The sequence below is a fragment of the Fontibacter flavus genome (assembly GCF_042432905.1).
GTDB classification, from domain to species: Bacteria; Bacteroidota; Bacteroidia; order Cytophagales; family Cyclobacteriaceae; genus Fontibacter; species Fontibacter flavus.
Map to the genome: position 1 here is coordinate 26,283 of NZ_JBHLWI010000041.1, position 26,223 is coordinate 52,505.

Genomic DNA, 26,223 nt, shown 5'->3' on the forward strand with positions numbered 1-26,223 from the left:
TCATGGCGCACAGTACTACGAATTTTAATTTGGACCAAAAGTTTGATTTTACAGCTGCGCTGAAAAAATCAATTATGACCGTTTTAGTTATTGGAGCGGTTGTCCTAGCTATTGGTATCATTTCCGCTATGATGGGCGGAGGTCATGACCATGCCCATGAAGCAGGAGGCCATGAATTTCATTGGTATCAGAGGTTATTTGCCAATATTTGGATCAATAACGTTTATTTTACAGGGATAGCTATTATTGGTGTATTCTTCTTTGCTCTCCAATATGCTGCTCAAGCAGGTTGGTCTGCCGGTATTTTGAGAATCCCGCTTTCTTTTGGTAGCTGGTTACCTATTGCTGCTATTCTAATGATTGTGACTTTCTTCGTAGCTAGTCATGATTTGTTCCACTGGACTCACAGTGACTTGTTCGATAAAGATGGCGATCATTATGATAAAATTATAGATGGTAAAGGTTCATTCTTTTACTGGCCAATGGAAAAAGGAACATTTCCTATTTTCTATATCATCAGAATGGTTGCTTTCTTTGGTTTCTGGGTTTTCTTTTTCAATAAACTGAAAACTTTAGCATTCGAAGAGGATATTCATGGTGGTACTGATTATTGGAGAAAAACTAGAACTTGGTCCGCCTTGTTTATTATTTTCTTTGCGGTTTCTTCTTCTATAGCTGCTTGGGATTGGGTGATGTCTATTGACACACACTGGTTCTCCACTATGTTTGGTTGGTATGTTTTTGCATCTTGGTTTGTTGCCGGATTATCTGCGATAACACTTATTGTTGTTTTCCTAAGAGAAAGAGGATATTTGGAAATGGTTAATGAGAATCACGTTCATGACCTTGGTAAATTCGTATTTGCATTCTCTATTTTCTGGACCTATATCTGGTTTTCTCAGTTCCTTTTGATCTATTATGCAAACATTCCTGAGGAGTCAGTTTACTTTGTAGAGAGAATGCAAAGTGATGTGTATAGCCCGTTCATTTTTGTAAACCTAGTTTTAAACTTCTTCTTACCTTTCTTGGTTTTAATGACTAGGGATGCAAAAAGACATGCTATCTTCCTTAAAGTTATCTGTTCCTTAATTATACTAGGACACTGGTTTGATTTCTTCTTAATGGTTCAACCGGGCACTTTAGGCCACAATGGTGGGTTTGGTCTAATGGAAGTAGGTATGTTATTGGTTTATGGTTCTGCGTTCACACTTGTAGTGTTAGGAGCTTTGGCTAAAAAGCCACTAGTTGCAAAGAATCATCCTATGTTGGAAGAAAGTTATCATCATCATATTTAATTATCCGAAAAAGTAAACATTATGTACGGATTCCTTATTGCTGTTGGTATTCTGTTGTTATTATCCATCATTTGGATGGTGTACAGGATACAGACTTTAGTTTCTGTTGTAAAGGGTAGTGATAAAAAAATCGCCACTGGAAGCAACAAAGTAAATGCCATATTATTCATTCTCTTCCTTGTAGGAGCTGGAGGTTTGATGTTTTGGTATTCTATCAAAGAGTTTGATAATTACAATCTTCCAGTAGGATCAGAACATGGTGTGATAACAGATCAGTTATTTTGGATCACCATGGCCGTTACTGGTATTGTATTCATTATCACGCATATCTTGCTTTTCTGGTTCCCCTACAAATATCAGTACAAAGAAAATAGAAAAGCTTCTTTCTATCCTGATAACAATAAGCTTGAAGTTATCTGGACCACAGTTCCTGCAATTGTCTTAGCACTTCTTGTGATTGGCGGTTGGAGAGCTTGGTCTGATATTACCAAACCTGCGCCGGAAAACGCACATGTTGTTGAGATCTTAGGTTACCAGTTTGCTTGGGAAGTTAGGTATCCTGGATTGGACAATGTCCTTGGTGAGCACGATTATCGTTTAATCAATGCTTCTAATGTTTCAGGTGTTGATTTTTCTGATAAAAATGCTTTGGATGATTTCACATCTCCAATCGTGATGATTCCTAAAGGTGAGCCTGTTTTATTTAAAATCAGAGCAAGAGATGTACTTCATTCAGTTTTTGCGCCACATATGAGGTTAAAAATGGATGCTGTACCAGGAATGCCTACAAGGTTTTGGTTTACACCTACTAAGACAACTGAAGAAATGAGGGCAGAGCTTAATGATCCTGAATTCGTATATGAAATTGCCTGTACTGAAATATGTGGAAGAGGGCATTTTAGTATGAGAAAGGAAATCAGGGTAGTTGAGCCTGGAGAGTACAGGAAATGGTTAGCTGAACAAAAGCCATATATAGTGAATAATCCGGCTTTGGTTGCAGATCTTCCTGCAGAACTTAAAGAATTAGCTGATATTACAATCAGTGAGTATAAGTAATTAAATTATCATTAATATGGCAACAGCTCATACAGCTACACACAGTGCTACCGCTCATGATCATCATGATCATGAACACCACGATAATTTTATCACCAAATATATCTTTACGACTGACCACAAAATGATCGGTAAACAGTTTCTTGTTACCGGTATCTTTTGGGCAATCATTGGTGGTTTATTATCTCTTATTTTCAGACTTCAGTTAGGCTTTCCAGAAATGGACCTTGAATGGCTGAGACCAATTCTTGGTGGTTGGATTACTGAGGAAGGGAAACTTGATCCTGAATTTTACCTTGCTTTAGTGACCATGCATGGTACCATCATGGTATTCTTTGTATTGACTGCTGGTCTTAGTGGGACTTTCTCTAACTACTTGATTCCGCTTCAAATTGGTGCTAGAGACATGGCTTCAGGATTTATGAACATGCTTTCTTACTGGTTCTTCTTTGTTTCCGGTTTGATTATGTTCATTTCCTTGTTTATTGAAACAGGACCTGCCTCAGGTGGATGGGTAGTTTATCCTCCTTTATCTGCTTTAGAACAGGCTATGCCAGGTTCTGGATTAGGTATGACTTTGTGGTTGGTAGCCATGGTATTCTTTATCGCTTCTCAGCTCTTGGGAGGGATTAACTATATCACGACTGTTATCAATTTAAGAACTAAAGGGATGTCATTTTCAAGACTTCCGCTTACTGTTTGGTCATTCTTTTTGACTGCAGTAATTGGATTATTGTCTTTCCCTGTATTGTTCTCTGCTGCATTATTATTGGTTTTTGATAGAAGTTTTGGTACTAGTTTCTACCTATCAGACATTTATATCGGTGGAGAAGCCTTACCAAATACAGGTGGTAGTCCTGTTTTGTATCAGCACTTGTTTTGGTTCCTTGGTCACCCAGAAGTATACATTGTTTTGTTGCCAGCACTTGGTATCACTTCTGAGGTAATTGCAACCAATTCAAGGAAACCGATTTTCGGTTATAAAGCGATGATCATTTCCATGTTGGGTATCACCATCCTATCATTTGTAGTATGGGCCCACCACATGTTTGTGTCCGGTATGAATCCATTCTTGGGATCTATTTTCATGTTCCTGACTTTGATTATTGCTATTCCTTCTGCTGTTAAAGTCTTCAATTATTTGACTACATTATGGAGAGGTAATTTGATCTTTACCCCTGCTATGTTGTTCTCAATAGGATTGGTTTCCTTCTTTATCTCTGGAGGTTTGACAGGTATTTTCTTAGGGAACTCTGCAATTGATATTCAGTTGCACGATACTTACTTCGTTGTGGCCCACTTTCACTTGGTGATGGGTTCTGCTTCATTCTTTGGATTGATGGCGGGTGTTTACCACTGGTTCCCTAAAATGTTCGGAAGAATGCTTGATGCCCGACTAGGTTACATTCATTTCTGGTTGACTTTTGTAGGTGTTTACATGGTTTTCTTTCCAATGCATTACATCGGTATAGCTGGATTCCCTAGAAGATATTATTCTTGGACAGGTTTTGAATTCTCTAATATGTACACAGATTTGAACATGTTTGTATCTGCTGCGGCAATCATTACTTTTGCTGCTCAGTTTATTTTCTTGTTCAACTTCTTCTATTCCATGTATAGAGGTAGGGTTGCTAACCTGAATCCATGGAGATCAAATACTTTAGAATGGACGACTCCATTGCACCCTGGACATGGTAACTGGCCAGGAGAAATTCCAGCTGTTTACAGATGGCCTTACGATTACTCTAAGCCCGGTGCTAAGGAAGATTTCATTCCTCAGACAGTACCTTTGTCTGCTACTCCAGAATCAAACCTTCCGCATGAGCAGGAATTAGTGAAGTTGGAAAGAGAAATTATCGCTGATGAAGAGGCTGATTTAGTAGCTAATGAATCAAAAGAATCTTAATGATATAAGCAGCTTTCGCAGGATCAGTTTGATCACTGTGATAGCTGTTTATTTTCTGATATTAGTCGGAGGGGTAGTTAGAAGTACCGGAAGCGGTATGGGATGTCCCGACTGGCCAAAATGCTTTGGGAGCTGGGTTCCACCAACAAGTGTGGATCAGCTCCCAAATGATTATCAGGACATATACTTAGCCAAAAGGGTTGAGAAGAATGACAGGTTCATCCTGCAATTAGAAAAGCTCGGTTTCTCCAAAAAAGCTGAAGAAATCAGAAATGATAAAAGCATTCTGATTGAGGAGGAGTTTAACGCTGTTAAAACCTGGATAGAATATGTGAATAGGTTGATTGGAGCAGCTATTGGTATCCTAGTCTTGTTGACTTTGATTAGGTCTTTAAAGCTTTGGTCACTGGATAAAACAATAACTTCACTTTCTGTTTTCAACCTTTTGCTCGTTATGTTCCAAGGATGGATAGGATCTATAGTGGTCTCTACCAACTTGCTTCCATGGATGATTACCTTGCATATGATGTTGGCACTTCTTATAGTTTGCCTTCTTTTGTATGTTCATTATCGTTCCTACAGGTTAGCCTATCCAGTTAAGTTTAAAACAGAAAAGCCAAATAGGTTATTTCTTATACTTGTTGTTGGTTTTGTTTTGATGCTGATTCAAATTGTATTGGGTACTCAGGTTAGGGAAGAAATTGATGCAATAGCCTTTTCCTTTGGAAATATGATGAGAGATCAATGGATTGATGTATTGGGTATGGAATTTCTGATTCATAGATCGTACTCTATTGTGCTGTTGGCTGTGCATATCCTTTTTCTCTATAAAATATATAAGTATTCTCTGAGGAAAGTAAGTGTCTTCAAGTGGTCTCAATTCCTAATGTTCTTGATAGGTATTGAAATTGCGAGTGGTATTGGAATGGCCTACTTTGGAATTCCTGCTTACTTACAGCCTATTCATCTTCTTGTTGGTTCATTGATTATTGGTGTTCAGTTTGTTCTATTGATGCAATTGAATGACCAAAAAGCTTTAAAAATTGAAAAATCCGGTTCATGAGAACTATTAATATTTCAGAACAATCCTTTCTTGATTTCTTGGCTTTAAGAGCCAAGGCTTATTACGAATTGATCAAGTTCAGACTTTCTGCTCTGGTTACTTTTTCTGCGGCATTTGGATTTATTCTTGGTGATTCGGGTACTTTCTTTTCCTGGGGTAAATTCTTTGCGCTAGCATTAGGAGGTTTTCTTATCACTGGTGCATCAGGTGCTGCAAATGAAATTTGGGAAAGAGACATAGATAAATTAATGAAAAGGACCCAAAATCGTCCTTTACCTTTAAATATCATATCACTTTCTGAAGCCTATTGGTTTACAGGTATTATCGCCATTCTTGGTATAAGCTTGTTGTGGATTTTCACTAATCCACTGACTACTTTTCTTGGGGTATTGAGCATGGTTTTGTATGTGTTTGTCTATACGCCTCTTAAAAAAGTTGGACCTATTGCAGTATTTGTTGGCGCTATACCAGGAGCTATGCCACCCTTGCTAGGCTGGACAGCTGCTACCGGTGTTATTGGACATGAGGCACTTATTCTATTCGGGATACAATTCATTTGGCAATTTCCTCATTTTTGGGCAATTGCATGGGTAAGCGATGATGACTATAAAAAAGCAGGGTTTAAATTGCTTCCAAGTGGAGGAAAAAAAGATTTGAATACTGCTATTCAGATTATGATTTATACCCTATTTCTTCTCCCTTTGGGGTTGTTGCCAACTTATTTTGGCTTGACAGGGATTAATTCAGGTATCGTGGCCACTATCTGTGGCGTGTTGTTTTTGGCACAAACGTTCTCTCATATGAGAGATTGTTCCAGAAAATCAGCGCTGAAGATCATGTTTGGATCATTCCTTTATTTACCAATAGTTCAAATTGCTTATCTTTTGGATAAGATATAAAAATATGGAAGAAAAACTATCCTATATTGAAGGTGCAGAACAACCCATATCCATGCATCCGAAGAAGTTTGCCTTATGGCTCTTCATCGTGACGGTGGTGATGATCTTCGCGTCTTTGACCAGTGCTTATATTGTAAGACAGGCAGAAGGTAATTGGCTTGAGTTTGATCTACCAGCTATCTTTTGGTATACTTCAGGGATTATTGTACTCAGTAGTATTACCCTTCACTTTGCCTATTTGTCAACCAAAAAGGATGAGTTGTCTAAAGTGAGGGCAGGAATGTTCATTACCACCTTCTTGGGAATTACATTCCTCATAGGGCAATGGTATAGCTGGGTGGCCTTGGTTGACAGAGATGTTTATTTCGTGGGCAATCCTGCCGGATCATTTCTTTATGTTTTCACAGGATTACATGCAATACACCTTATCAGTGGTGTGATATTTCTAATTATTGTATTAATTTCGTCCTTTAGATATAAGGTTCACTCCAAAAATATTGATGTCATGGAAATGTGTGTTACCTATTGGCATTTTCTCGGAGGGCTTTGGTTATATCTATTCATGTTCCTATTATTGAATCATTAAAAATTTAAATACTGTTAACTTAATCAATATGTCAACGACTGCAACTGCTGTGGGCGTGAGCCCTAAAAGAGGAATCTGGGGAGGAGGCAATGAGCCTCTCAAAGCCAGCTATGGAAAACTGATGATGTGGTTTTTCTTGCTCTCCGATATCTTTACATTTGCCGCCTTTTTGATTTCCTATGCTGCAATAAGGGTGAGTTATCCTGGTTATGCAGGTCCGGAAGAAACTTTTGTGGGCTCGAATGAATATTGGCCAATCCCCGAATTGGTGTTTGATGCCATTCCTTTTTTCCATGGCGTACATATTCCTTTGGCTTTTGTCGGATTGATGACATTCATCTTGATCATGAGTTCTGTTACGATGGTGTTAGCGGTAGAAGCAGGCCATAGAAATGACAGAAAAGATGTAGTAAAATGGTTGCTTTGGACACTTTTAGGCGGTATTACTTTCTTGAGCTGTCAGGCTTGGGAATGGTCCCATTTTATTCATGGCACTGAATCAGGATCTGTATTGACATTCGTGAACAATATGGGTAAAATAGTGACTGAAACAGTTACAGGTGCTAACCTATCAATAAATGAGTATGGACCAGCTGCCTTTGCACAACTGTTTTTCTTCATTACAGGCTTTCATGGTTTTCACGTAACTATTGGTGTGGTATTATTGTTCCTTGCATTTTATCAAGCTGCAGTAGGTGTTTATGAAAATAGAGGTCATTATGAAATGGTTGAAAAAATCGGGTTATATTGGCACTTTGTGGATTTGGTTTGGGTATTTGTATTTACCTTCTTCTATTTGATCTAAGACTTTAAAATATCAATATAATGGCATCACACGGAAATAAAACCACTTTAGAAGTAATTCCTAGAGATAACGCTAAAATCAAAAAAATCTGGAAAACAGCTTTGATACTTTTGATTTTGACCTCAATCGAATTCGTATTTGCATTTACTCTTGACAGAGGTATATTGCTTTATCTTATTTTCATTGGTCTTACTATTTGGAAGGCTAAATATATTATGATGGAGTTTATGCACTTAGGTGAAGAAGCAAAACCACTTTTCTATTCCATTATTGTTCCATTAATCTTCTTAGTTTGGTTAGTGATTGCACTGATGAGAGAAGGTGCGGACATTCTCTTGTTGAGGTGGTAAAAAATATTTGAATTTTATTAAAAAAAGTAGGTTGAGGTGAAATACTTCAACCTACTTTTTTGTTTAGATATAAAATTATAGAATGAAAGGATTGAGAGTTTTACAGGGATTGGTGTTGCTTTGCATCCTTTTGATCCCAATAGTGATTATTGTTTTTCTGAAAACTTTCGGAAACAACAAGTATGACATTCCTGTGTTGTTTGAAAATGGTGTAGAGGATCCGTTTATGGAATGTAGCATGGCTGAAAACCAACAGCACTATATTCCGGATTTTGTGCTGACATCCCAGGATGGTATCGAAATGGGTAGGGAAGAAATGAAGGGGAAAATTACTATTGTTGACTTTTTCTTTACCTCTTGCCCAAGTATTTGTCCAATCATGTCTACGGAAATGGAAAGGGTGGATGATGCATTCAGAAATCAGGACCAAGTACAGATTTTCTCTATTTCTATCGATCCTGAGTATGATACTCCGGAAGTCCTGAAGGATTATGCGGAAAGACATAGAGCTACTCTTGGAAAATGGTTTTTCTTGACCGGTGATAAACAACTTATATATAACCTTGCCCGTTGTGGTTTTATTCTTCCTACTTTGGATGGTAATGGAGTGCCTGATGATTTTGTGCATAGTGATAAATTTGTACTGGTAGATGAGTTGGGCCGAATAAGGGGCTATTATAGTGGTACAAATAGAGAAGATGTCGATAAATTAATATTGGAAACAAAAATTCTTTTACATGGAAATGAATAAATCAATTCAACATTCCGATAATCGTGGTGTGATCAGGTGGATTTCGGTTATATCTATTGCCGTACCGGTAGTAGTGGCGGTATTGTTGTTTATGCCTTCAAAGATAGACTTGGCAAGCGAATGGGTATATTTTCTGCCCCATCTAAACGCAGTCATTAATTCTGCTGCTACAATTGCCTTGATATTTGGCCTTATATTTATCAAGAAAGGTGATATTAACCTTCACCGGGCTTCTATGACTTCTGCTTTTGGCCTTGGAGCGATTTTCCTGGTATCTTATGTGGTTTACCATGCCTCTGCTGAAAGTACAACTTTCGGAGGTGAAGGATGGATTAGGTCTGTGTACTATTTCATTTTGATTACGCATATTATTTTGGCGGCAGTGGCACTTTTCCCAATATTGCTGGCTTATTATTATGGCTATTTCGATCAGCGCACAAAGCATAAAAAAATTGTTAAATTTGCCTTTCCGATTTGGTTGTATGTAACCATTACTGGTGTATTGGTTTATCTGATGATTAGCCCATATTATACGCATTAAACTAATTTCAATCTAAAGCCGTTTCAATAGTATGGAATTTCTTAAAAAAGTCATCATTGCTCTTATTCTGTTTTTGTTGATAGATCTTCCGGGTTTCGCTCAATGTGCCATGTGCAGGGCGTCGGTTGAAAACAATGTCAGTAATGGAGATACTACTATAGGAGCAGGTCTAAATACCGGGATATTGTATTTGTTTTCTATGCCATATTTGATCGCTGCCGTAATAGGTTTTCTATGGTATAGAAATGCTAAAAAGAGGAAAGGCAAATTTACTTTCCAAGGAGATAAATTCTGAAATAAAAAAGCAAAGTTTGATTATCAACTTTGCTTTTTTACTTTTATCTAGGATATGCTGAAGAAAAAACGTTTTATTTTATTGTTGGCTATTTTAGGTATAGGATTTCTCCTAGCTATCAATTTTTTCATTAGTACAATAGAAAGTTCAGAAAAATATCTCAGACCTATTGCACAAAAAATGGTTCAGGTAAATCAGGAATTTGACCTTGATTTTATAGATCTTTTAATGCAAAATAGGCCTGATGATGAGCTGCTTTTTTCCAAATTGACGATCAATTCTCATCATCCCTATTATTTATATGATGAAGGAGGGAACCTGATTTATTGGTCTGATTTTACTTACATACCTGATTTTGATGAAGTGAGTTCTCAGGGTCAAAAGTATCTTTATGAAGACAGGCAAGGTATTTTCTTTTCTAAAGTCAGAAGGTTTACAAGGAAGGATAAGGGGTATTGGTTGATACAGGTATATCCGCTATTTTCCAAAAGTGAGATTCAAAATGAATTCCTTCAATCAGGATTCAATAAAGCCATTTTTGGGAATGATAATGTTAGCTTGTCCGCAGAGCCTCAGGATGACTATATTGATATTATCGGAAGTAAAGGTGAATATTTCTTTTCAATTAGTTTTGAACAAGGTTATCAGCCTATTGAACAAACCAACAATTTGACTTTATTGGTTTTCTTCTTTTCTCTTTTACTATTGATTGTTGTTTCTGGTTCAGGATTCATCAAAACTTTATGGGAGAAAGGAAAAGGGCTACTGGCGATTTTATATACAAGTATTATTCTTGGCTCGATCAGAGGGCTTATGCTGTTTTTTGGTTTCCCGCAAGATTATTTTGATTATGAGCTTTTTGATTCCAGCAAGTATGCTTCCTCTTGGATAAACCCAAGCTTGGGAGACCTTTTGGTAAATGTGATTTGCTTTCTGATTGTTTTCACGATGATTTTGGCCTTAATACGGAGAGGGTCTTTTTTAGAGAAATTCAATAAAATCAGAGTGCAGTACAAAAGGTGGTTTTTTCATGTTTTGGTCTACTTCGTTTCATCCATTCTGTTGATTGCCTTCTATGGTCTTTATATCAATATATTGACAAACTCCCAGTGGGAGCTGAATATTTTGAGCCTTCCATCTCTGGATTATTTTAAACTCATCAGCTTGTTCGTTATTTTTCTTGGAGGTGTTGGGTATATCTTATTTTCCATCTTAGGCTTAAGTCTTGTGCTTGAAGAAGGGACAAATGCGAAGACTTATGCGCTGAAGATATTATTGTTATATGCTACTCCAATTATTTTGGGGCTGGCAGTTTATAATTGGATTTACCTGATTGTTTTTGTGGGGCATCTTATTTTTCTGGTATCAATTATCAGTTTTGACTTACATAAAAATATCTTCCGCTTAGGCTTGAATACGTTTCTTACTTTTTTCTTTGCCTGTCTTATAGGAGCGATTATTACGGGTATTGCGGCTCATGATGTTTATTTGGAAAGACAGCTTCAATCCAAATTAAGGTTTGGCAATCAGCAGTTAGTCGAGAATGATGTGATAGCAGAGTTTTTTTTATCAGATATCATGACCAGAATCAGCGAGGATCTTTTCATCAAAAATGCTCTCATTGACCCTTTTCAAGCCAAAGAGCCAATAGAAAGGAAGATCAGGAGAATCCATATGACCAATTATTTTGATCAGTATACCCTGAAAATAAAAATCTTTAACGCCTCAGGAGACAATGTTTTGGTCAGGAATGATGAGGTAAATTTACAGGATCTCAGATTGAGTTATGTTAAAAGTGATTATGCGACTACAGTCCGTGACCTTTATTTCATTAAGGGAAACGAGGAAAGCAGGAATAACCAATACTTTGCTTTTGTCCCATTATATCGGGATGATAGTTTTATCGGTACTGTATACCTTGAATTAAGGCAGCTAAGGATTCTTCCCGGAGCGGTTTTCCCTAAGCTCTTGATGGATAAAAATTACATGGCTACGCTGAATGATAAAAACTACGATTATGCCATTTATCAAGATGGAGAATTGCAGTATTCGGTAGGCGTTTTTAATTATAGGGCATCAGGTTTTGAAGATTTGCTTGATGCTTCGGGGTTGTATTCTTCAGGTCTTTATAGAAAAAAATATCACCATTTAGGGGTTCAAAATGAAGATAGCGTCATTATCGTTTCCTCATCTATTTATCCTGTTTATTATATCCTAGCAGATATTTCGCTTTTCTTTTTGGCATTTATTCTTTTGACCTTGATCAGTGTTCTGGTTTATTCTATTTCCAAAGGATTAAAGAGTTTTGATTTTAATTATGCCACCAAGCTTCAGATGTATCTGAATTTCGCTTTCTTTTTTCCAATCCTTATCATTTCTGCTATTATCTTGGGTCTTTTGGCAAATTCCTATCAAGAGGAACTTCACCGACAATATTTTCAAAGGGCCACCTTGATAAAAGACAACCTTTCTGCTATCATGGAAAAGCAGGAGGCAGGTGTGGTTGATCGAGAAGAATTCCTTGAAGCAGTCAATAATCTTGCGGGGACAACTAATCTGGAGATTAATGTTTACACTGAAAAAGGTTTACTGCTTACAAGTTCTCAACCAAATATTTTTGACAAAAGGATACTGACCAAATATATCAATCCCAAGGCAAGGGTAGACTTGGTTGAAGGTCAAAATAACCTGATCCTCTTGGAAGAGAGGGTTGGTCAGCTTAATTATAAGGCGGTTTACTCTGCTATTCGAACCACTGATGGACAGAATATCCAAGCCATTATTTCTATACCTTTTTTCGAGTCCGAAAATGAACTGGATATGTTGATTGCAGATGTACTCAGCAATATTCTCAATATTTTTGTACTGGTTTTCATCATGTTTTTGTTTGTCTCATTTTTTGTGACCAAAAACCTGACTTTTCCATTCAAATTGTTGACTCAGAAACTTAAAACCACAGATCTGGACAACAATGAGCCGATGTATTGGCCGGTTAAGGATGAAATTGGTTTGCTGGTCAATGAATACAATAACATGTTGTATAAGTTGGAAGCCAGTAAGAATATACTTGCCAGTACAGAAAAGGAATCTGCCTGGAGGGAAATGGCCAAGCAGGTTGCCCATGAAATCAAAAACCCTCTGACTCCGATGAAGCTGACTTTACAGCATCTTTTGAGGCTGCAGTCTGAAGGTAAGCTTGATGACCCTCAAAAATTGAAAAAGCCTATAGAAACACTCATTCATCAGGTAGATACTTTGAGTGATATTGCTACGTCCTTTTCAACTTTTGCCAAGATGCCTTTGCCCAAAAATGAAATCATGGACTTCAGGAAAGTGGTTCAGGATACACTTGAGCTGTTTAAAAATAGGGAAAAGGGAACAATTACTTTTGAAGATTTGAGTACCTCAGAAAAGCTTGAAGTTGTAGGGGATGATCAATTGTTTGGCCGTGTGATTTCCAACTTGATCATAAATGGCATACAGGCAGTTGAAGGATCACCTAAAATTGAAGTAATATTGAAAGAAGAGGGAAGAAGTGTTGTATTGGAAATCAAAGACAATGGCAAAGGAATTCCTGATGAGCTTAAGGATAAAATTTTCATTCCAAATTTCAGTACTAAAACAGAAGGCTCTGGCTTAGGTTTGGCTATCGCAAAAAGGGGAGTAGAAACAGCTGGTGGCAGCATTTGGTTTGAAACAGAGGAAGGAAAAGGCACCTCGTTCTTTTTAGAGTTTGCTTTGGTCTGATGTAAGCCCCTGTGTCTTTCTTAAAGATGAATCAAACCTGTCTTTTTTATTTCTTCTGCTATAAAATATTACATTAGCAGAGGCTTTGAATATTTCTATGTTAAGGTTTGGCTATGTTTTTCTGATTTTTTGGATGATTGCAGGGCTTCAGGATGAGGTATATTCTCAAACGGAAGATTGTAAAACCATTCCCTCCTCTTTGGCCCAAAAGCCTTTTTTACTGGACTCACTTTCTGTGTTGGAAGAAAGTATAAAGGTGACAGATGGGAAAGAAAGAGCTTTTAGCTTTAAGTATGACCTAAGTTCCGGTCAGATTACCATTGAAATTGGCGAAAATACTTTGCCCGATTCCTTATTGATTTGTTATCAAACCTTGCCTTTTGCCCTTCACCAACGGATTGCCAAAAGAACGCTAATGGCAGACTATGACTCCATGGCTACCTTTAAGGATAACAGGGTTAAGGCAAGCCCTGCCTTTGACTTTCGTGAAGAGTTATTCCCTTCTACGAATCTGAATAAATCAGGAAATCTTACAAGAGGTATTTCTTTTGGAAATACACAGAATCTTTTTGTTAACTCATCCCTGAACTTGCAGATGAGCGGGCAACTGTCCGACAACCTGAATATTAGGGCTAGTATTACGGATCAAAATGTGCCTTTTCAGCCAGAAGGAAATACGCAGCAATTGCAGGATTTTGATAATGTCCTTGTCGAATTGTTCAATGATGATTTTAATCTGGCTGCTGGTGATGTGGTCCTGCAGCAAAGGAAGTCGGAGTTTCTCCGCTATTATAAAAACGTGCAAGGAGCACAATTGACCACCAATTATTCATTGGGAGATAAATGGAAAGCTTCTACCCAAGCAGCGGCATCGGTGGCGAAAGGTAAATTTGCCTCTATTAATTTAGAAGTTACTGAGGGGACTCTGGGACCATACCGGATTCCTGGGCCACAAAATGAGCGCTTTGTGATTATTATAGCCAATTCTGAAAGGGTATTTTTAGATGGCAAACAATTGCAAAGAGGGTTCAATTACGATTATGTGATTGATTATAATCAAGGTGAAATTACTTTTACCCCCAATGTGCTGATTACCCAATACAGTAGGGTAAGAATTGATTTTGAATATGCGGAAAGGAATTTTACCCGGTCAATTTTAACAGCCAATCATATTCAGGAAACTGATCGGTTTTCTTTTTACATGAATTTTTATAGAGAGCAGGATAATAGAAACCGGCCGCTATTCTTTGAATTCAGCGATGCGGATAAAAGATTGTTGGCATCTGTCGGAAATGATCTCGATGCGGCAGCTATTCCAAGAGTAGATTCGGTAGCCTTTGATCCTAACCGTGTATTGTATAGGAGGGTAATTGATGTGGACGATCTGGGTAATTCCATAGTTTTCTATGAATATTCAACCGATCCTGAACTGGCCCATTTTGCAATCGGGTTTTCCGAGGTGGGCCAAGGAAACGGAGATTATGTCAGAGACCGGCAATTGGCCAATGGGCCTGTGTTAGTATTCAGACCCCGAATCAATGGCGTGCCACAGGGGAATTATTCCATTTTGTCACCTCTGCCAGCACCGAATAAAAAGCAGATGTTTACTACAGGGGCCAAGGTGAAGCTCAGTGATTTTGAAAAGGTTTATACAGAGATGGCTTTTTCTAGTGTGGACCAAAATCTGTTTTCTGAACTAGACAATGACACCAATAATGGGTTCGGTATTAAATCTGGTTTTGTGTCAGAAAATAGGCCTTTAGAAAAGCTAAAAGGATATCGTTTCAATGCCCTGACGGAGTTTGAATATAACTCCAGTCATTTTAGCTTCATTGACCGATTGCGATATATAGAATTTGACCGAGACTGGAGTTTGACACAAGAGGATATGCTGGAGGCAGGGCATGAGCGGATCTTCAATGCAGGTTTCGGTTTCATGAAGGACCAGCATAATGAATTGAGTTATCGCTTTAATTTCCGTAACAGAGGGACTATTCAATCGGGTACCCAGCAAACGGCTAAATTTAATCATCAACTGGGTAAACATGTTTTTCTCAAAAATGAGTTATTTGTATTGGATTCTGATGTCCGGAACCTCAATTCAGATTGGATCAGGTACACCGGTGATGTTCAGTATAGATCAAAAATTTTGGTTCCGGGATACAAACTCATGCTGGATAGAAATGCGGTCAGAAATATCGAAACGGATTCTGTGGTAAGTACTGCTATGAACTTTGTGGAGCACATGGCCTATCTCAACAGCAATGATACTTTGCCTTATTCTTTTTTCTTGAATGCATCTGTGCGTGAGGATAAGTTTCCCTTAGAAGGGGTGTTGATGCCCGATACAGAAGCTTTTCAGACTATGTTTGGACTTAAAAGGAGGTTCAAAGGACATGACCTTAGCGCTAGCTTTACCTACCGGGAACTTGAGTTTTTGAGGTTGGAATCGGAAAAAGAGACAACTGTTTTGGGTAAGGTAGATTATTTGGGTACAATGGCAAAAGGTGCTATCAGGAATGAATTTAGCTATGCCTTGGGCAATGGTAGGGAGTTTCGCCGGGAGTTTGTATTCCTTCCTGTTCCTACCGGTGAGGGTACCCATACCTGGAGGGATGACAATGAAGATGGGATCCAGCAATTGAATGAATTTTATCTAGCTGTCAATCCTGAGGAGAAGAACTTCATCAAGATTTTTGTCCCCACGGCGGAATTTGTGCAGGCCTATACCACCATTTTTAATTACCGCCTTAATGCGAGGTTCCCGGATGTCTGGAGGAAGGAAGGTGGCGTGAAACAGTTTTTGCAAAAATTTTCCAACACAACAAGTTTGAGTATAGAGAAAAAGATTACTTCTAATGACTTTTGGGACAGGATTAATCCTTTCATAGGAGGATTTGAGGCAGAAGAACTTATTTCTGTGAGACAGGTAATCAGGTCTTCTTTTTTCTTCAACCGCTCTTCGGCTAAATATGGATTTGACCTTTCTTTATTTGACAGTCAGAATAAGCAATTACTGGCAGGGGGCTTTGAGGAATTGATCCAGAAAGATTGGCGCCTGAATACGAGGGTTAGTTTTAGTCCCATGTTGAATATGCGCTTGATCGGGCAGACAGGAAAAAGGTCTGCTGGATCAGACTTCCTTGACAATAGGAATTATGCCATTGATCAATACAGCTTTGGTCCTGAATTGGCCTATCAGCCCAGCAATATCTTTAGAACGACGGTCATGTACCAGTACGCAGACAAAATGAATGTGGCCAATACTGAGTTTGAGGAACGGGCATTGTCGCATCAGTTTGGTTTGGACTTCCGATATGCCAAAGCTATCAAAACGACCATCAACGCTAATTTCAAATATGTCAATATTGATTATAATGGACAGATTAATACCCCTGTTGGTTACGAAATGCTACAAGCGTTAACTACTGGAAATAATGTTACTTGGTCGCTCAATTGGCTGCAAAAGATTGGGGAAGGGTTACAGATGAATATGGTCTATGAAGGAAGAAATTCTGAAGGATTGGGTAGGTTGGTTCATATCGGTAGAATGCAGGTGACGGCATTATTTTGAAAAGCCTTAAAGGAATTTTGTTTTTTTGCCACAAAGACACCAAGGCACTAAGGTCTTTTCTTTTCGGATCTTTGTGCCTTCGTGGCATGTTAAAGTTTTGTCAACTCTAACTTCCTAAACTCCACTTCTGCGCCTTCGGCCTGAATGGCGATTTTGCCTTTGGTGGCGGTGGCACTAAAACCATGGTTGACCAGGTCGCCATTTACCCAAACCTTGACCTCATCTCCTCTGCATTCGATCAGCATATGGTTCCATTCTCCCAAAGGTTTTTCGGAGCCATCGGTCAGGTTGAGGATACGTCGTCCTTTGCCTTCCGTGACGCCCCAGTTTTCTTTAGGGCCTCTTCTGGCTTCCATATCAGGAACCTGAATATCTTCACCGATTACCCAGAAATCCCCTGCATTTTCATGCATCATCTGTATCTCAATGGATTTTGGAAACATATCGTACAAAAATCTGTGGGAAGAAGCATGTACCAATACCCCGCAATTTCCCGGTTCTCCCGGAAAGCGGTACTCTACTTCCAAGCGATAGTTTTCAAATTCTTTTTCAGTGATTAAATGGCCAAGGGGAGTTCCAAGACTTATCAACATGCCCTCCCGAACGATAAATGGTTTTCTTAAAGATGATTCCTTTTCCAGTTCGGGCACATCCATGTACCATCCGGTTAAATTTTCACCATTGAATAGACTCTGGGAAAAGGAAACTGTGTATATGAAATACAGGAAGGGAAGGAGGCCGATAAGTTTTTTCATACTTTAAAGATATTCATTTCAACCAATTTTGAAAATTTGGGGAAGGGACTGATTGTATGTCAAAAGGTGGGAAATAAAATTGATAAACGGTATTGTCTTCATTTCTATTTTTGCTGTATTTCACTTCAAATTTAGACAAGTATGAAATTCAAAATATTGCCCGTTCTGCTCTTTCTAGTGACTGTTTCAATCGAGGGTCAGGCCCAGACTATTCAGCCGTCTTACCAACAACAGGTCAATAAACTGGTTCAAAAACCGGAAGTCAAAAAGGCTTTTCAATATATCGTTGAGATTGATGAGCAGACCGTGCAGGACATGATCACCCTAACCGAAATCCCTTCTCCTTCCCATCATGAGGAAGAAAAAGGGAAGGTTTTTGCCGAGATGCTCAGAAAAGCCGGTGCCGATAAAGTTTGGACGGACGAAGTGGGCAATGTGATTGCACTTAGGAAAGGTACAAAATCCGAAAGGACTTTCTTGGTGGAGGGGCATTTGGATACCGTTTTTCCATTTGGTACAGATGTGACTGTCAAGCAAAGAGGGGATACTTTATTGGCTCCAGGGATCACAGATGCCAATAGGTCCTTGGCCATTGTGGTAGCTTTGCTCAAAACAATGCACCATGAAAATATCCGCACGGAAGATGATATCTGGTTTGCCGGTACTGTTGGAGAAGAGGGTTTGGGAGACCTAAAAGGCATGAAGCACCTGTTTAGGGAAAGGGCACATCCATTGGCTGCCCATATTGCCATTGATGGGGGAGGATTGGAAGATATCGTGAATGGGGGTATTGGTTCCTTAAGGTATAAAGTGACTTTCAAAGGTCCAGGAGGACATTCTTATGGGGCATTTGGAATAGGGAATCCTCACAATGCACTGGCACAGGCAGTAGTGGCCTTTGTGCCTAAGGCAGATGCTTTTACCAAAGAAGGACCTAAAACCACCTATAGTGTATCTGTATTGGGAGGAGGTACCTCGGTGAATTCTATCCCTTATGAATCTTGGATGTTGGTGGATATGCGTTCTGAGAGTCAGGAAAAACTCCAGGGTATTAATCAATTATTTTTAGAATCCATTCAAGAAGGATTGGACAAGGAAAATGCCATTATCCGTAGAGGTAAAGCCTTGACTGTGGATATTGAAAAAGTAGGGGATAGGCCAAGTGGATTGGCAGACCCTGATTCTCCTTTGATTCAGCGTACCATGGCTATTGCCAAGTACCTTTCAGGAAATGATCCAAGTTTGAGCTCCAGTTCGACAAACAGTAATATTGCCTTTTCATTAGGTATTCCAGCGGTGACCATTGGCCGTGGAGGTTTGGGAGGTGGAGCCCACAGTCTGGATGAGTGGTGGGTCAACAAGGATGGTCATTTGGCTATTCAGCAGGCACTGTTGTTGATTTTGATGCAGGGGGGCTGGATTTAGAGAAGAGAAATTAGAAGCGAGAAGCGAGAGAAAATCTACAATCGAATTAAATTATATCCAGAAATCTATCCAATTCCAGTCGGTAGGCTATAGATAGAAGCATTTCCTTGTCATGCCGACGATAGGAGGCATCTGTTTTAAATATTAAGGTTTAGAAGTGGGAGAGAAGAGAGGTTAAAGTAAATAAGAAAGAAAAAATACAGAATCCTGATTTTGAAATGGTTATGAATTGACCATTTCAAAATCTCGAACAAAATTCTGATCTCGACACAAGTTTTCCATCTGTATCCATTAAGATATTTCCACAATATCTCGTTAACCAGTCTGCATTGGCGGCGCTAAATGCTATCACATTCCCTTCAATATCTCATTACCAACATCAACTAATATCGCAAAGCAAAAATCCACCAATATCACTTAGTAATTCCCGATTCTTAGAATACGTGACAAGCTATTTATCTGTAAATACTTTTATATTTCGGAAGCATATATCCATTTATATCACGAAGTATATATCATTTTAATTTCCTTTCCACTTCCCTCAAATTCTCCAGTTTCTTATTCCTTAAGAAGCCATTGATGTCTTCAAAGTGTTCTTTCACACGTTTGTTGCCAAATTCAAAAACTTTAGTCACCAAACCGTCTAAGAAGTCTCTATCGTGGGATACTACAATTAAAGTCCCATCAAAGGCTTTCAGGGCATCTTTGATAATGTCCTTCGTCTTCATATCCAAGTGGTTGGTAGGTTCATCTAGAATCAGAAGGTTGACAGGTTCAAGTAATAGTTTGATCATGGCCAACCTGGTCTTTTCTCCTCCGGAAAGCACTTTGACTTTTTTGTTGATATCATCACCTTTGAACATAAATGCGCCCAAAAGGTCCTTGATTTTGGAGCGGATTTCACCTACAGCAATCTGATCTATGGTCTCGAATATAGTGAGGTTTTCATCCAATAGGGAAGCCTGGTTTTGGGCGAAATAACCGATCATGGCATTGTGTCCCAGCTCGCATTTTCCTTCAAATTCAATCTCGCCCATGATGGCTTTGATCATGGTGGATTTACCTTCTCCATTTTTGCCCACAAAAGCCACTTTCTGACCTTGTTCGATGACCATATTAGCATCTTTGAAGACCACATGGTCTCCATAGGACTTTGAAAGGTCCTGTACGATCACCGGATATTTTCCGGATCGGGGAGAAGGAGGAAAGCGTAGTTTCAGTGCAGACGTGTCCACTTCATCCACCTCTACGATTTCCAGCTTTTCGAGCATTTTTACTCTTGACTGTACTTGTAGGGTTTTGGAGTAGGTGCCTTTGAATCTTTCTATAAATTGCGTGGTCTCTGCGATAAATTTTTGCTGCTCATCGTATTGCTTTTGCTGTTGCTCTCTGCGTTCTTTTCTGAGTTCGAGGTATTGAGAATACTTGGCTTTGTAATCATAGATTCTACCCATCGTTACCTCAATGGTACGGTTGGTAATATTGTCCACAAATGCACGGTCGTGGGAAATCACCACTATCGCTTTGGCTTTTTCGGTCAAAAATTCCTCCAGCCACTGAATAGACTCTATGTCCAGGTGGTTGGTAGGTTCATCCAGCAGGATCAGATCAGGTTTTTGTAAAAGAATTTTGGCCAATTCGATTCGCATCCTCCAGCCACCTGAAAATTCTGAGGTAGGCCTGTCCAAATCACTTCTTTCGAATCCCAATCCCAACAAGACTTTCTCAACTTCGGCCTCATAATTGACTTCTTCGATGGCGTAGAATTTTTCACTGAGTTCTGATACCTGTTCGATGATCTTATAATAATCATCTGAATCATAATCCGTTCTTACAGTCAGTTCTTCGTTCAGCCTGTCGATTTCAGTTTTCATGTTGAGATAGGATGCAAATGCCTTTGCCGCCTCATCCCTAACCGAGCAGTCATCTGCCGTGAGTAAGTGCTGCGGCAAATAAGCAATCACGGAATCCTTTGGAGCAGATACGCCACCCTTGGTAGGTTTGGTTGCTCCTGCGATGATTTTGAGCATGGTTGATTTTCCTGCTCCATTTTTGCCCATCAGGGCGATTTTGTCATTTTCATTGATAGAAAATGAAACATCACTGAACAAGGCATGTCCGCCGTGCAAAACTGAAATATTATCTACTGAAATCATGATGATTGGAATTCAAGGGGCAAAGGTAATTTATTCTTGAAATATACTCTGCCAATGCAGACAGGTTTGTGAAATAAGTTGAAATATAGTGATTGATATTGATGGATATTTTTTGATATTGATTTGATATAGGGTTAGAAATAAACAGAAAAGTAATTGGCAGAAATTGAGATAGGGTTGAGATAAATTGAATTATATTTTTGCACCAATTACCAAGTACTATGTACCATATAAAAAAACTGTTTTTCTTTCATGTCTTAAGTGCCTGCATTACTGAGGACTGGACATAAAGCCGTTAATTTTCTTGATTTTTTCTTTCACTACTTCCTTATGTTCAAACTTTGAAAGCACATGAAAAATAGTTGAAATAGTTAAAGCTGAAACTACTAATTGAATTTCATTCCTGTCAGTAAGAGAGGCTATCCTTGCTATTGGATTATAAAATGGAATTCTTTCACCCTACATTAATAAAAAAACCGCCCGGATTTTTCCGAGCGGTTTGATATTAACCAGTTACTGATCACTATTAACTAATCACTAATTCTCATTAAGCTTCAACACCAAGCACCTTGGCCATTACAGCACCGATCTCTGCCGGTGATTCCACCACGTGGATGCCATTTTCGCCCATGATGCGCATTTTGGCAGCAGCAGTATCATCTGCACCGCCAATGATAGCACCTGCATGGCCCATTCTACGGCCCGGAGGTGCAGTCTGTCCAGCGATAAAGCCAACAACTGGCTTCTTGTTGCCATTTTCTCTGATCCACTTGGCAGCTTCTGCTTCGTAGTTACCACCGATTTCACCGATCATGACGATAGCGTCAGTTTCAGGATCTTCCATCAACATCTGAACAGCTTCTTTGGTAGAAGTACCGATAATTGGGTCACCACCGATACCGATTGCTGTAGATACGCCCAAACCAGCTTTAGCGATCTGGTCAGCAGCTTCGTAAGTTAAAGTCCCGGATTTGGATACAATACCGATTCTGCCTTGCTTGAACACAAAACCTGGCATGATACCTACTTTGGCCTCTCCTGGAGTGATAACTCCTGGACAGTTTGGACCGATCAATACCGCTCCTCTTTCTTTGATATATGGCTTGGCTTTCATCATGTCAGCCACAGGAATACCTTCAGTGATGGCAATGATCACTTTGATGCCTGCATCGGCAGCTTCCATTATAGCATCAGCTGCAAATGCCGGTGGAACAAAGATAATTGAGGTGTTGGCGCCTGATTTGGAGACAGCCTCTTCCACAGAATTAAAAACAGGTCTATCCAAATGAGTTGTGCCACCTTTTCCAGGTGTAACACCACCAACTACATTGGTACCGTATTCTATCATTTGCTGTGCGTGGAAAGAACCTTCAGACCCGGTAAAGCCCTGCACGATCACTTTTGAATCCTTATTGACTAAAACACTCATGTTGCGATTTTTAAAGTTTCGACAAAAATAAAAGATTAAGCCCGTTGACAAAAAGAATTGCTAAACATTATCCAATTAATTTACAGATTGCCTATCTTTTTATAATTTAGACGGGACTTCTTTACCTTATGAAAAAGATATTCCTGTTTTTTTTAACCCTTTTGTTGAGTCAAGGTGTTTTTGCCCAAACCTATCCCTACAATTATCAGGTGAGGGGTATTGATCTGCCTTCTGAAGTCATTTATGGTATTGAACAGGATCATGAAGGATTAATATGGTTCAATACCGCACTTGGTGTTTATTTTTCAGATGGCTTTGATACCTATTCGGTTCCTGATACCATTAAGGTTAACCTTTCCAGTTACAAGGGGATGTTTAAAGATAAGGAAGGAAATATTTGGGTTTATAATAAATTGGGGATTCCGAAAGTTTACAGATATTTTTCTGGAGGCTGGGAAGAGATTTCACTTCCAAAGGAAGTTATTCAGGAAAGTTTTATTTACAGCAGGTTTGATGTTGCTGAATTATCAGGTGAAAAATGGTATTTTTTAATCTTTAAGGACTTTATTTATTTTTCAAAAAACTTCAAAGATTGGTACAGGAAGGATGTTGTTTATGAAAATTTGGGTGATTATTATTCCCTATATGTTGAAAAAGGTAAGATATTCCTGTTTTTTGAAAAAGGAACTTTTCAATTCCAGGACCAAGATATAAAGCCTTTTAAATTTAAAGGAATTCAGACACCTCATCACATATCTTATGTTGCATATGATCTCCAAAAAGGAAAATATTACTTTTTAGGGAGGGATTTTTTGGCATCAGGTTCAAGTTTTCATGAACCTGATGAATTGATTTACTCAGGTTTTTTAAAAAGTAATTATTCAGCCCAGTTTTTTGGGAAGCTGGAATTGGCAAATGGAGAAGTGTTTTTCTTCCTTGACTCCCAATTGCACAAATACAATCCAGAATCCGGAAGAATGATAGAGATCAGCGCTTTTGAGCAACTCAAGACGCATAACATCTATTCATTCCTATTGGATAGAGAAGGGATCATTTGGGTAGGGTCTCATAGAGGTTTGATTAATTTCAATTCGCTGAAATTTTTCAATTACTATTTTCCCACTTTGTTGGATGATGAAGTAACAGCAGTGATCAAGCTTAAAGAGAATGAGTATTTATTAGGCTACAATCATGGTCTTCAATTGTGGAATGAAAATGGATTCGAGACACTTTTGGTGGATGAGAATTTAAGGGGGCTACCTGATAAAAGGGTGACAAATTTTTCAATGGATAAAAATGGCATTGTCTGGTTTTCTTCCAATACCATGGGTTTAGGAAGATTTGATCCCCAAAGTCGTTCCTTGGAGATGATAAAAAGACCAGATGTCAACTTTGTCAATTCGGTTCAGGTGCATGGTGATAGTCTGTACATCACGGCAGGTACAAGGGTCTTTCTGTCTTCCATTTTTAAAAAAGGACTTAAACATTTTGAACTTGAAATCAGCGATAATATTCAGGATTTACTGGGAAATAGAAATATCTATATCAGAAAAGTATTCAGAGACAGTTCAAATCGTTTGGTCCTCTTGGTGGGTGGCAATAGCTATGCTGATAGGGAGAGTATTTTTGTGGGAGAGGAATTGGTGATTGTGGTAGGCTATGATTTTTTGGAGGTTGAAGGTGGGTTTTTGGTCTCTACAGAGGAGGGATTGAAAATAGTTGAAAATGGAGTAGCTAGAGAGTTTATCGTTAATGGTGAGTCAATCAGACGACAAGTGTATGGACTTCTGAGGGATTCGACAGGAAGAATATGGGCGGGGACAGACCAAGGGATTTTTATGATTTATAACAATCAGATCAAACAATTCGATGTTAAAAGTGGTCTGGCAGGCACTGAGACAAACAGGGCCGCTTTGATTGAAGGTGATCAAGGTAAAATCCTCATAGGGACATCTAAAGGACTGTCAATTCTCAACATGCAGGAAGAGAAAGGAAGTATAGTGGCGCCTATCCTGGATATAACTGCCATAAAACTGATCAACGCACCAAATGTCCATATTCCGCTTAGGAAAATTCCATTTTCATATAACAGTTTGGCCATTCATTATAGAGCTATTACATTTTTGCAGGATGTTGACCTGATCGTCTCTTACAAATTGGAGGGATTGGATGAAGATTGGGTGGAGTTAGTCAATCCTAGAAACAACGTATTGACTTTCAATAATCTGCCTCCTGGAGATTACCAGCTTTTTATCAAAGCGAGTATAGATGGGGAAATTGAGACCAATATCTTAAGTTCTGAACGGATCAGGATTTTAAAACCCCTTTATTTACAAACTTGGTTTCTAATCTTGTTGCTTATTGCACTTATAGGGATTGGTTTTTTGATTAAAACCCTACAGGCCCAAACAAAAAAAGCAGGTGTTTTGGAAAAGGAAGTGGATGAAAAGACACAAAAAGCCAATGTTTCTGAAGATCAGTTCAAAAATGTCTGGGAGAGTTCAAAAGATGGTCTTATGATTGTTTCGGCCGAAGGTAAAATTATTGCGGTAAACGAGGCTTTTTCAACCTTGTCCGGAGTACCCAGAGAAGAGCTTGAGCATGGTTTCTTAGGAGATGTTTTTAAGGACAGTACGTTTTATGACAGTCAAAAATCCAAGCTAGAGGCCGAATATGCAGGGTACGAGGCGCCATCTATCAATTTTGAAATTTCAATTCCTTTTAAAAGTGGGATAAGGGAGATTGATTATTATTCCAGTGAATTAAAGACAACTTTGGATGGCATACCACTTTATTTAGGTGTGTTTAGAGATGTCACCGAAAAGAAAAAATATGAGGAGGGGTTAAAATTCGCCAAGGAAAAAGCCGAGGAGGCCAGCAGGATGAAGTCTAGCTTTCTATCCAACATGAGCCATGAGATCAGGACACCATTGAATGGGATTTTAGGTACCACGGAAAATATTATTCTTCAACGTAAAAAAGATAGAGAGTTGGTTTCCCAGCTTGAGATCATACAGGAATCAGGAGAAAGACTTTTGAACACCATCAATAGTATTTTAGATCTTTCGAAAATTGAATCCAATAAAATTGACATCAAACCAGTGCAAACCAATATCAATGACTTTGTGGCTAAGATAATTTTGCCTTTGAAAAATCTGGCGGTGAGAAAAGGGCTTTTGATATCTGTTAAATATGAAACGCAGCCTTTTGTAGGGATGATTGATACCCGATATCTTGAAATGATCATCAATAATATTGTCGGGAATGCTATTAAATACTCCAACAAAGGACTTATTACGGTCAGATTAAGCGGGACGGGTGGTAATCTTTTTTTAGAAGTTGTGGACCAGGGAATTGGTATGAGTGAGGAGTTTTTAGAAAGGATTTTCTTCCCCTTTGAACAGGAAAGTCGAGGGTATGGACGAAATTATGAAGGGACAGGGTTGGGTTTAGCAATTACTAAGAATCTCATTGATGCTTTAGGAGGGGATATTAAGATAGAAAGTGTGAAAGAAAAAGGTACAAAGGTGCTGGTAATTCTACCCCTTGGAAAAAATTGATTTTTCATATTCGTATAAACTTGTAATTTG

At 38.8% G+C, this 26,223-nt stretch carries 18 protein-coding genes; 15 read left to right on the forward strand and 3 right to left on the reverse strand.

The annotated features are described in order from the left end of the window. Positions 1-2 precede the first annotated feature (2 nt). The 13 genes from ACFFIP_RS15130 (at position 3) to ACFFIP_RS15190 (ending at position 16,868) form a co-directional block, all read left to right on the forward strand. Complete coding sequence (locus ACFFIP_RS15130) at positions 3-1,295, forward strand: quinol:cytochrome C oxidoreductase (protein ID WP_382388535.1); 1,293 nt, start codon at positions 3-5, stop codon at positions 1,293-1,295. A 21-nt stretch (positions 1,296-1,316) separates the two neighbouring features. Next, positions 1,317-2,351, forward strand: a complete 1,035-nt coding sequence (locus tag ACFFIP_RS15135; RefSeq protein ID WP_382388536.1) for a cytochrome c oxidase subunit II — start codon at positions 1,317-1,319, stop codon at positions 2,349-2,351. Between the two features lie 16 nt (positions 2,352-2,367). After that, entirely contained in the window at positions 2,368-4,257 is a 1,890-nt protein-coding gene (locus ACFFIP_RS15140; RefSeq protein ID WP_382388537.1) for a cytochrome c oxidase subunit I, read from the forward strand. Beyond that, positions 4,238-5,320: a COX15/CtaA family protein gene (locus tag ACFFIP_RS15145; protein WP_382388538.1), complete on the forward strand. Its 1,083-nt coding sequence runs from the start codon at positions 4,238-4,240 to the stop codon at positions 5,318-5,320. The genes ACFFIP_RS15140 and ACFFIP_RS15145 overlap by 20 nt, the downstream gene beginning before the upstream one ends. After that, the gene (gene cyoE, locus ACFFIP_RS15150) at positions 5,317-6,219 is read left to right on the forward strand and encodes a heme o synthase (RefSeq protein WP_382388539.1); all 903 of its coding nucleotides are present in this window, start codon (positions 5,317-5,319) and stop codon (positions 6,217-6,219) included. The genes ACFFIP_RS15145 and cyoE overlap by 4 nt, the downstream gene beginning before the upstream one ends. Before the next feature lie 4 nt (positions 6,220-6,223). Beyond that, positions 6,224-6,805, forward strand: a complete 582-nt coding sequence (locus tag ACFFIP_RS15155; RefSeq protein ID WP_382388540.1) for a cytochrome c oxidase subunit 3 — start codon at positions 6,224-6,226, stop codon at positions 6,803-6,805. Positions 6,806-6,833: 28 nt separating this feature from the next. After that, positions 6,834-7,610: a cytochrome c oxidase subunit 3 gene (locus ACFFIP_RS15160; RefSeq protein ID WP_382388541.1), complete on the forward strand. Its 777-nt coding sequence runs from the start codon at positions 6,834-6,836 to the stop codon at positions 7,608-7,610. 20 nt (positions 7,611-7,630) lie between these two features. Continuing rightward, positions 7,631-7,960, forward strand: a complete 330-nt coding sequence (locus ACFFIP_RS15165; protein ID WP_382388542.1) for a cytochrome C oxidase subunit IV family protein — start codon at positions 7,631-7,633, stop codon at positions 7,958-7,960. 82 nt (positions 7,961-8,042) lie between these two features. Beyond that, on the forward strand, positions 8,043-8,711 hold the full coding sequence (locus ACFFIP_RS15170; RefSeq protein ID WP_382388543.1) for an SCO family protein: 669 nt from the start codon (positions 8,043-8,045) through the stop codon (positions 8,709-8,711). Continuing rightward, entirely contained in the window at positions 8,698-9,252 is a 555-nt protein-coding gene (locus ACFFIP_RS15175) for a DUF420 domain-containing protein (RefSeq protein ID WP_382388544.1), read from the forward strand. The genes ACFFIP_RS15170 and ACFFIP_RS15175 overlap by 14 nt, the downstream gene beginning before the upstream one ends. Before the next feature lie 31 nt (positions 9,253-9,283). Then, positions 9,284-9,547: a CAMCR motif-containing small membrane protein gene (locus ACFFIP_RS15180; RefSeq protein WP_382388545.1), complete on the forward strand. Its 264-nt coding sequence runs from the start codon at positions 9,284-9,286 to the stop codon at positions 9,545-9,547. Between the two features lie 54 nt (positions 9,548-9,601). Next, positions 9,602-13,294, forward strand: coding sequence for an ATP-binding protein (locus ACFFIP_RS15185; RefSeq protein ID WP_382388546.1), 3,693 nt, complete (start codon positions 9,602-9,604; stop codon positions 13,292-13,294). A gap of 97 nt (positions 13,295-13,391) precedes the next feature. Further along, complete coding sequence (locus ACFFIP_RS15190; RefSeq protein ID WP_382388547.1) at positions 13,392-16,868, forward strand: DUF8818 domain-containing protein; 3,477 nt, start codon at positions 13,392-13,394, stop codon at positions 16,866-16,868. Positions 16,869-16,957: 89 nt separating this feature from the next. Here ACFFIP_RS15190 and ACFFIP_RS15195 read toward each other — a convergent pair whose 3' ends face one another. Continuing rightward, the gene (locus ACFFIP_RS15195; protein ID WP_382388548.1) at positions 16,958-17,623 is read right to left on the reverse strand and encodes a 3-keto-disaccharide hydrolase; all 666 of its coding nucleotides are present in this window, start codon (positions 17,621-17,623) and stop codon (positions 16,958-16,960) included. A 141-nt stretch (positions 17,624-17,764) separates the two neighbouring features. Here ACFFIP_RS15195 and ACFFIP_RS15200 point away from each other — a divergent pair, with 141 nt between their 5' ends. Next, positions 17,765-19,048, forward strand: a complete 1,284-nt coding sequence (locus tag ACFFIP_RS15200) for a M20/M25/M40 family metallo-hydrolase (RefSeq protein ID WP_382388549.1) — start codon at positions 17,765-17,767, stop codon at positions 19,046-19,048. Positions 19,049-19,563: 515 nt separating this feature from the next. Here ACFFIP_RS15200 and ACFFIP_RS15205 read toward each other — a convergent pair. Together ACFFIP_RS15205 and sucD are read right to left on the reverse strand one after the other, a co-directional pair. Continuing rightward, a complete protein-coding gene (locus tag ACFFIP_RS15205) occupies positions 19,564-21,204 on the reverse strand; it encodes an ABC-F family ATP-binding cassette domain-containing protein (protein WP_382388550.1) in 1,641 nt (546 codons plus the stop codon). Between the two features lie 547 nt (positions 21,205-21,751). After that, positions 21,752-22,633 carry a succinate--CoA ligase subunit alpha gene (gene sucD, locus ACFFIP_RS15210; protein WP_382388551.1) on the reverse strand — a complete coding sequence of 294 codons (882 nt, stop codon included), beginning with the start codon at positions 22,631-22,633 and terminating at the stop codon, positions 21,752-21,754. A 128-nt stretch (positions 22,634-22,761) separates the two neighbouring features. On the opposite strand from sucD, the gene ACFFIP_RS15215 reads away from it, so the two are divergent. Then, on the forward strand, positions 22,762-26,193 hold the full coding sequence (locus ACFFIP_RS15215; protein WP_382388552.1) for a sensor histidine kinase: 3,432 nt from the start codon (positions 22,762-22,764) through the stop codon (positions 26,191-26,193). Positions 26,194-26,223: the final 30 nt, after the last annotated feature.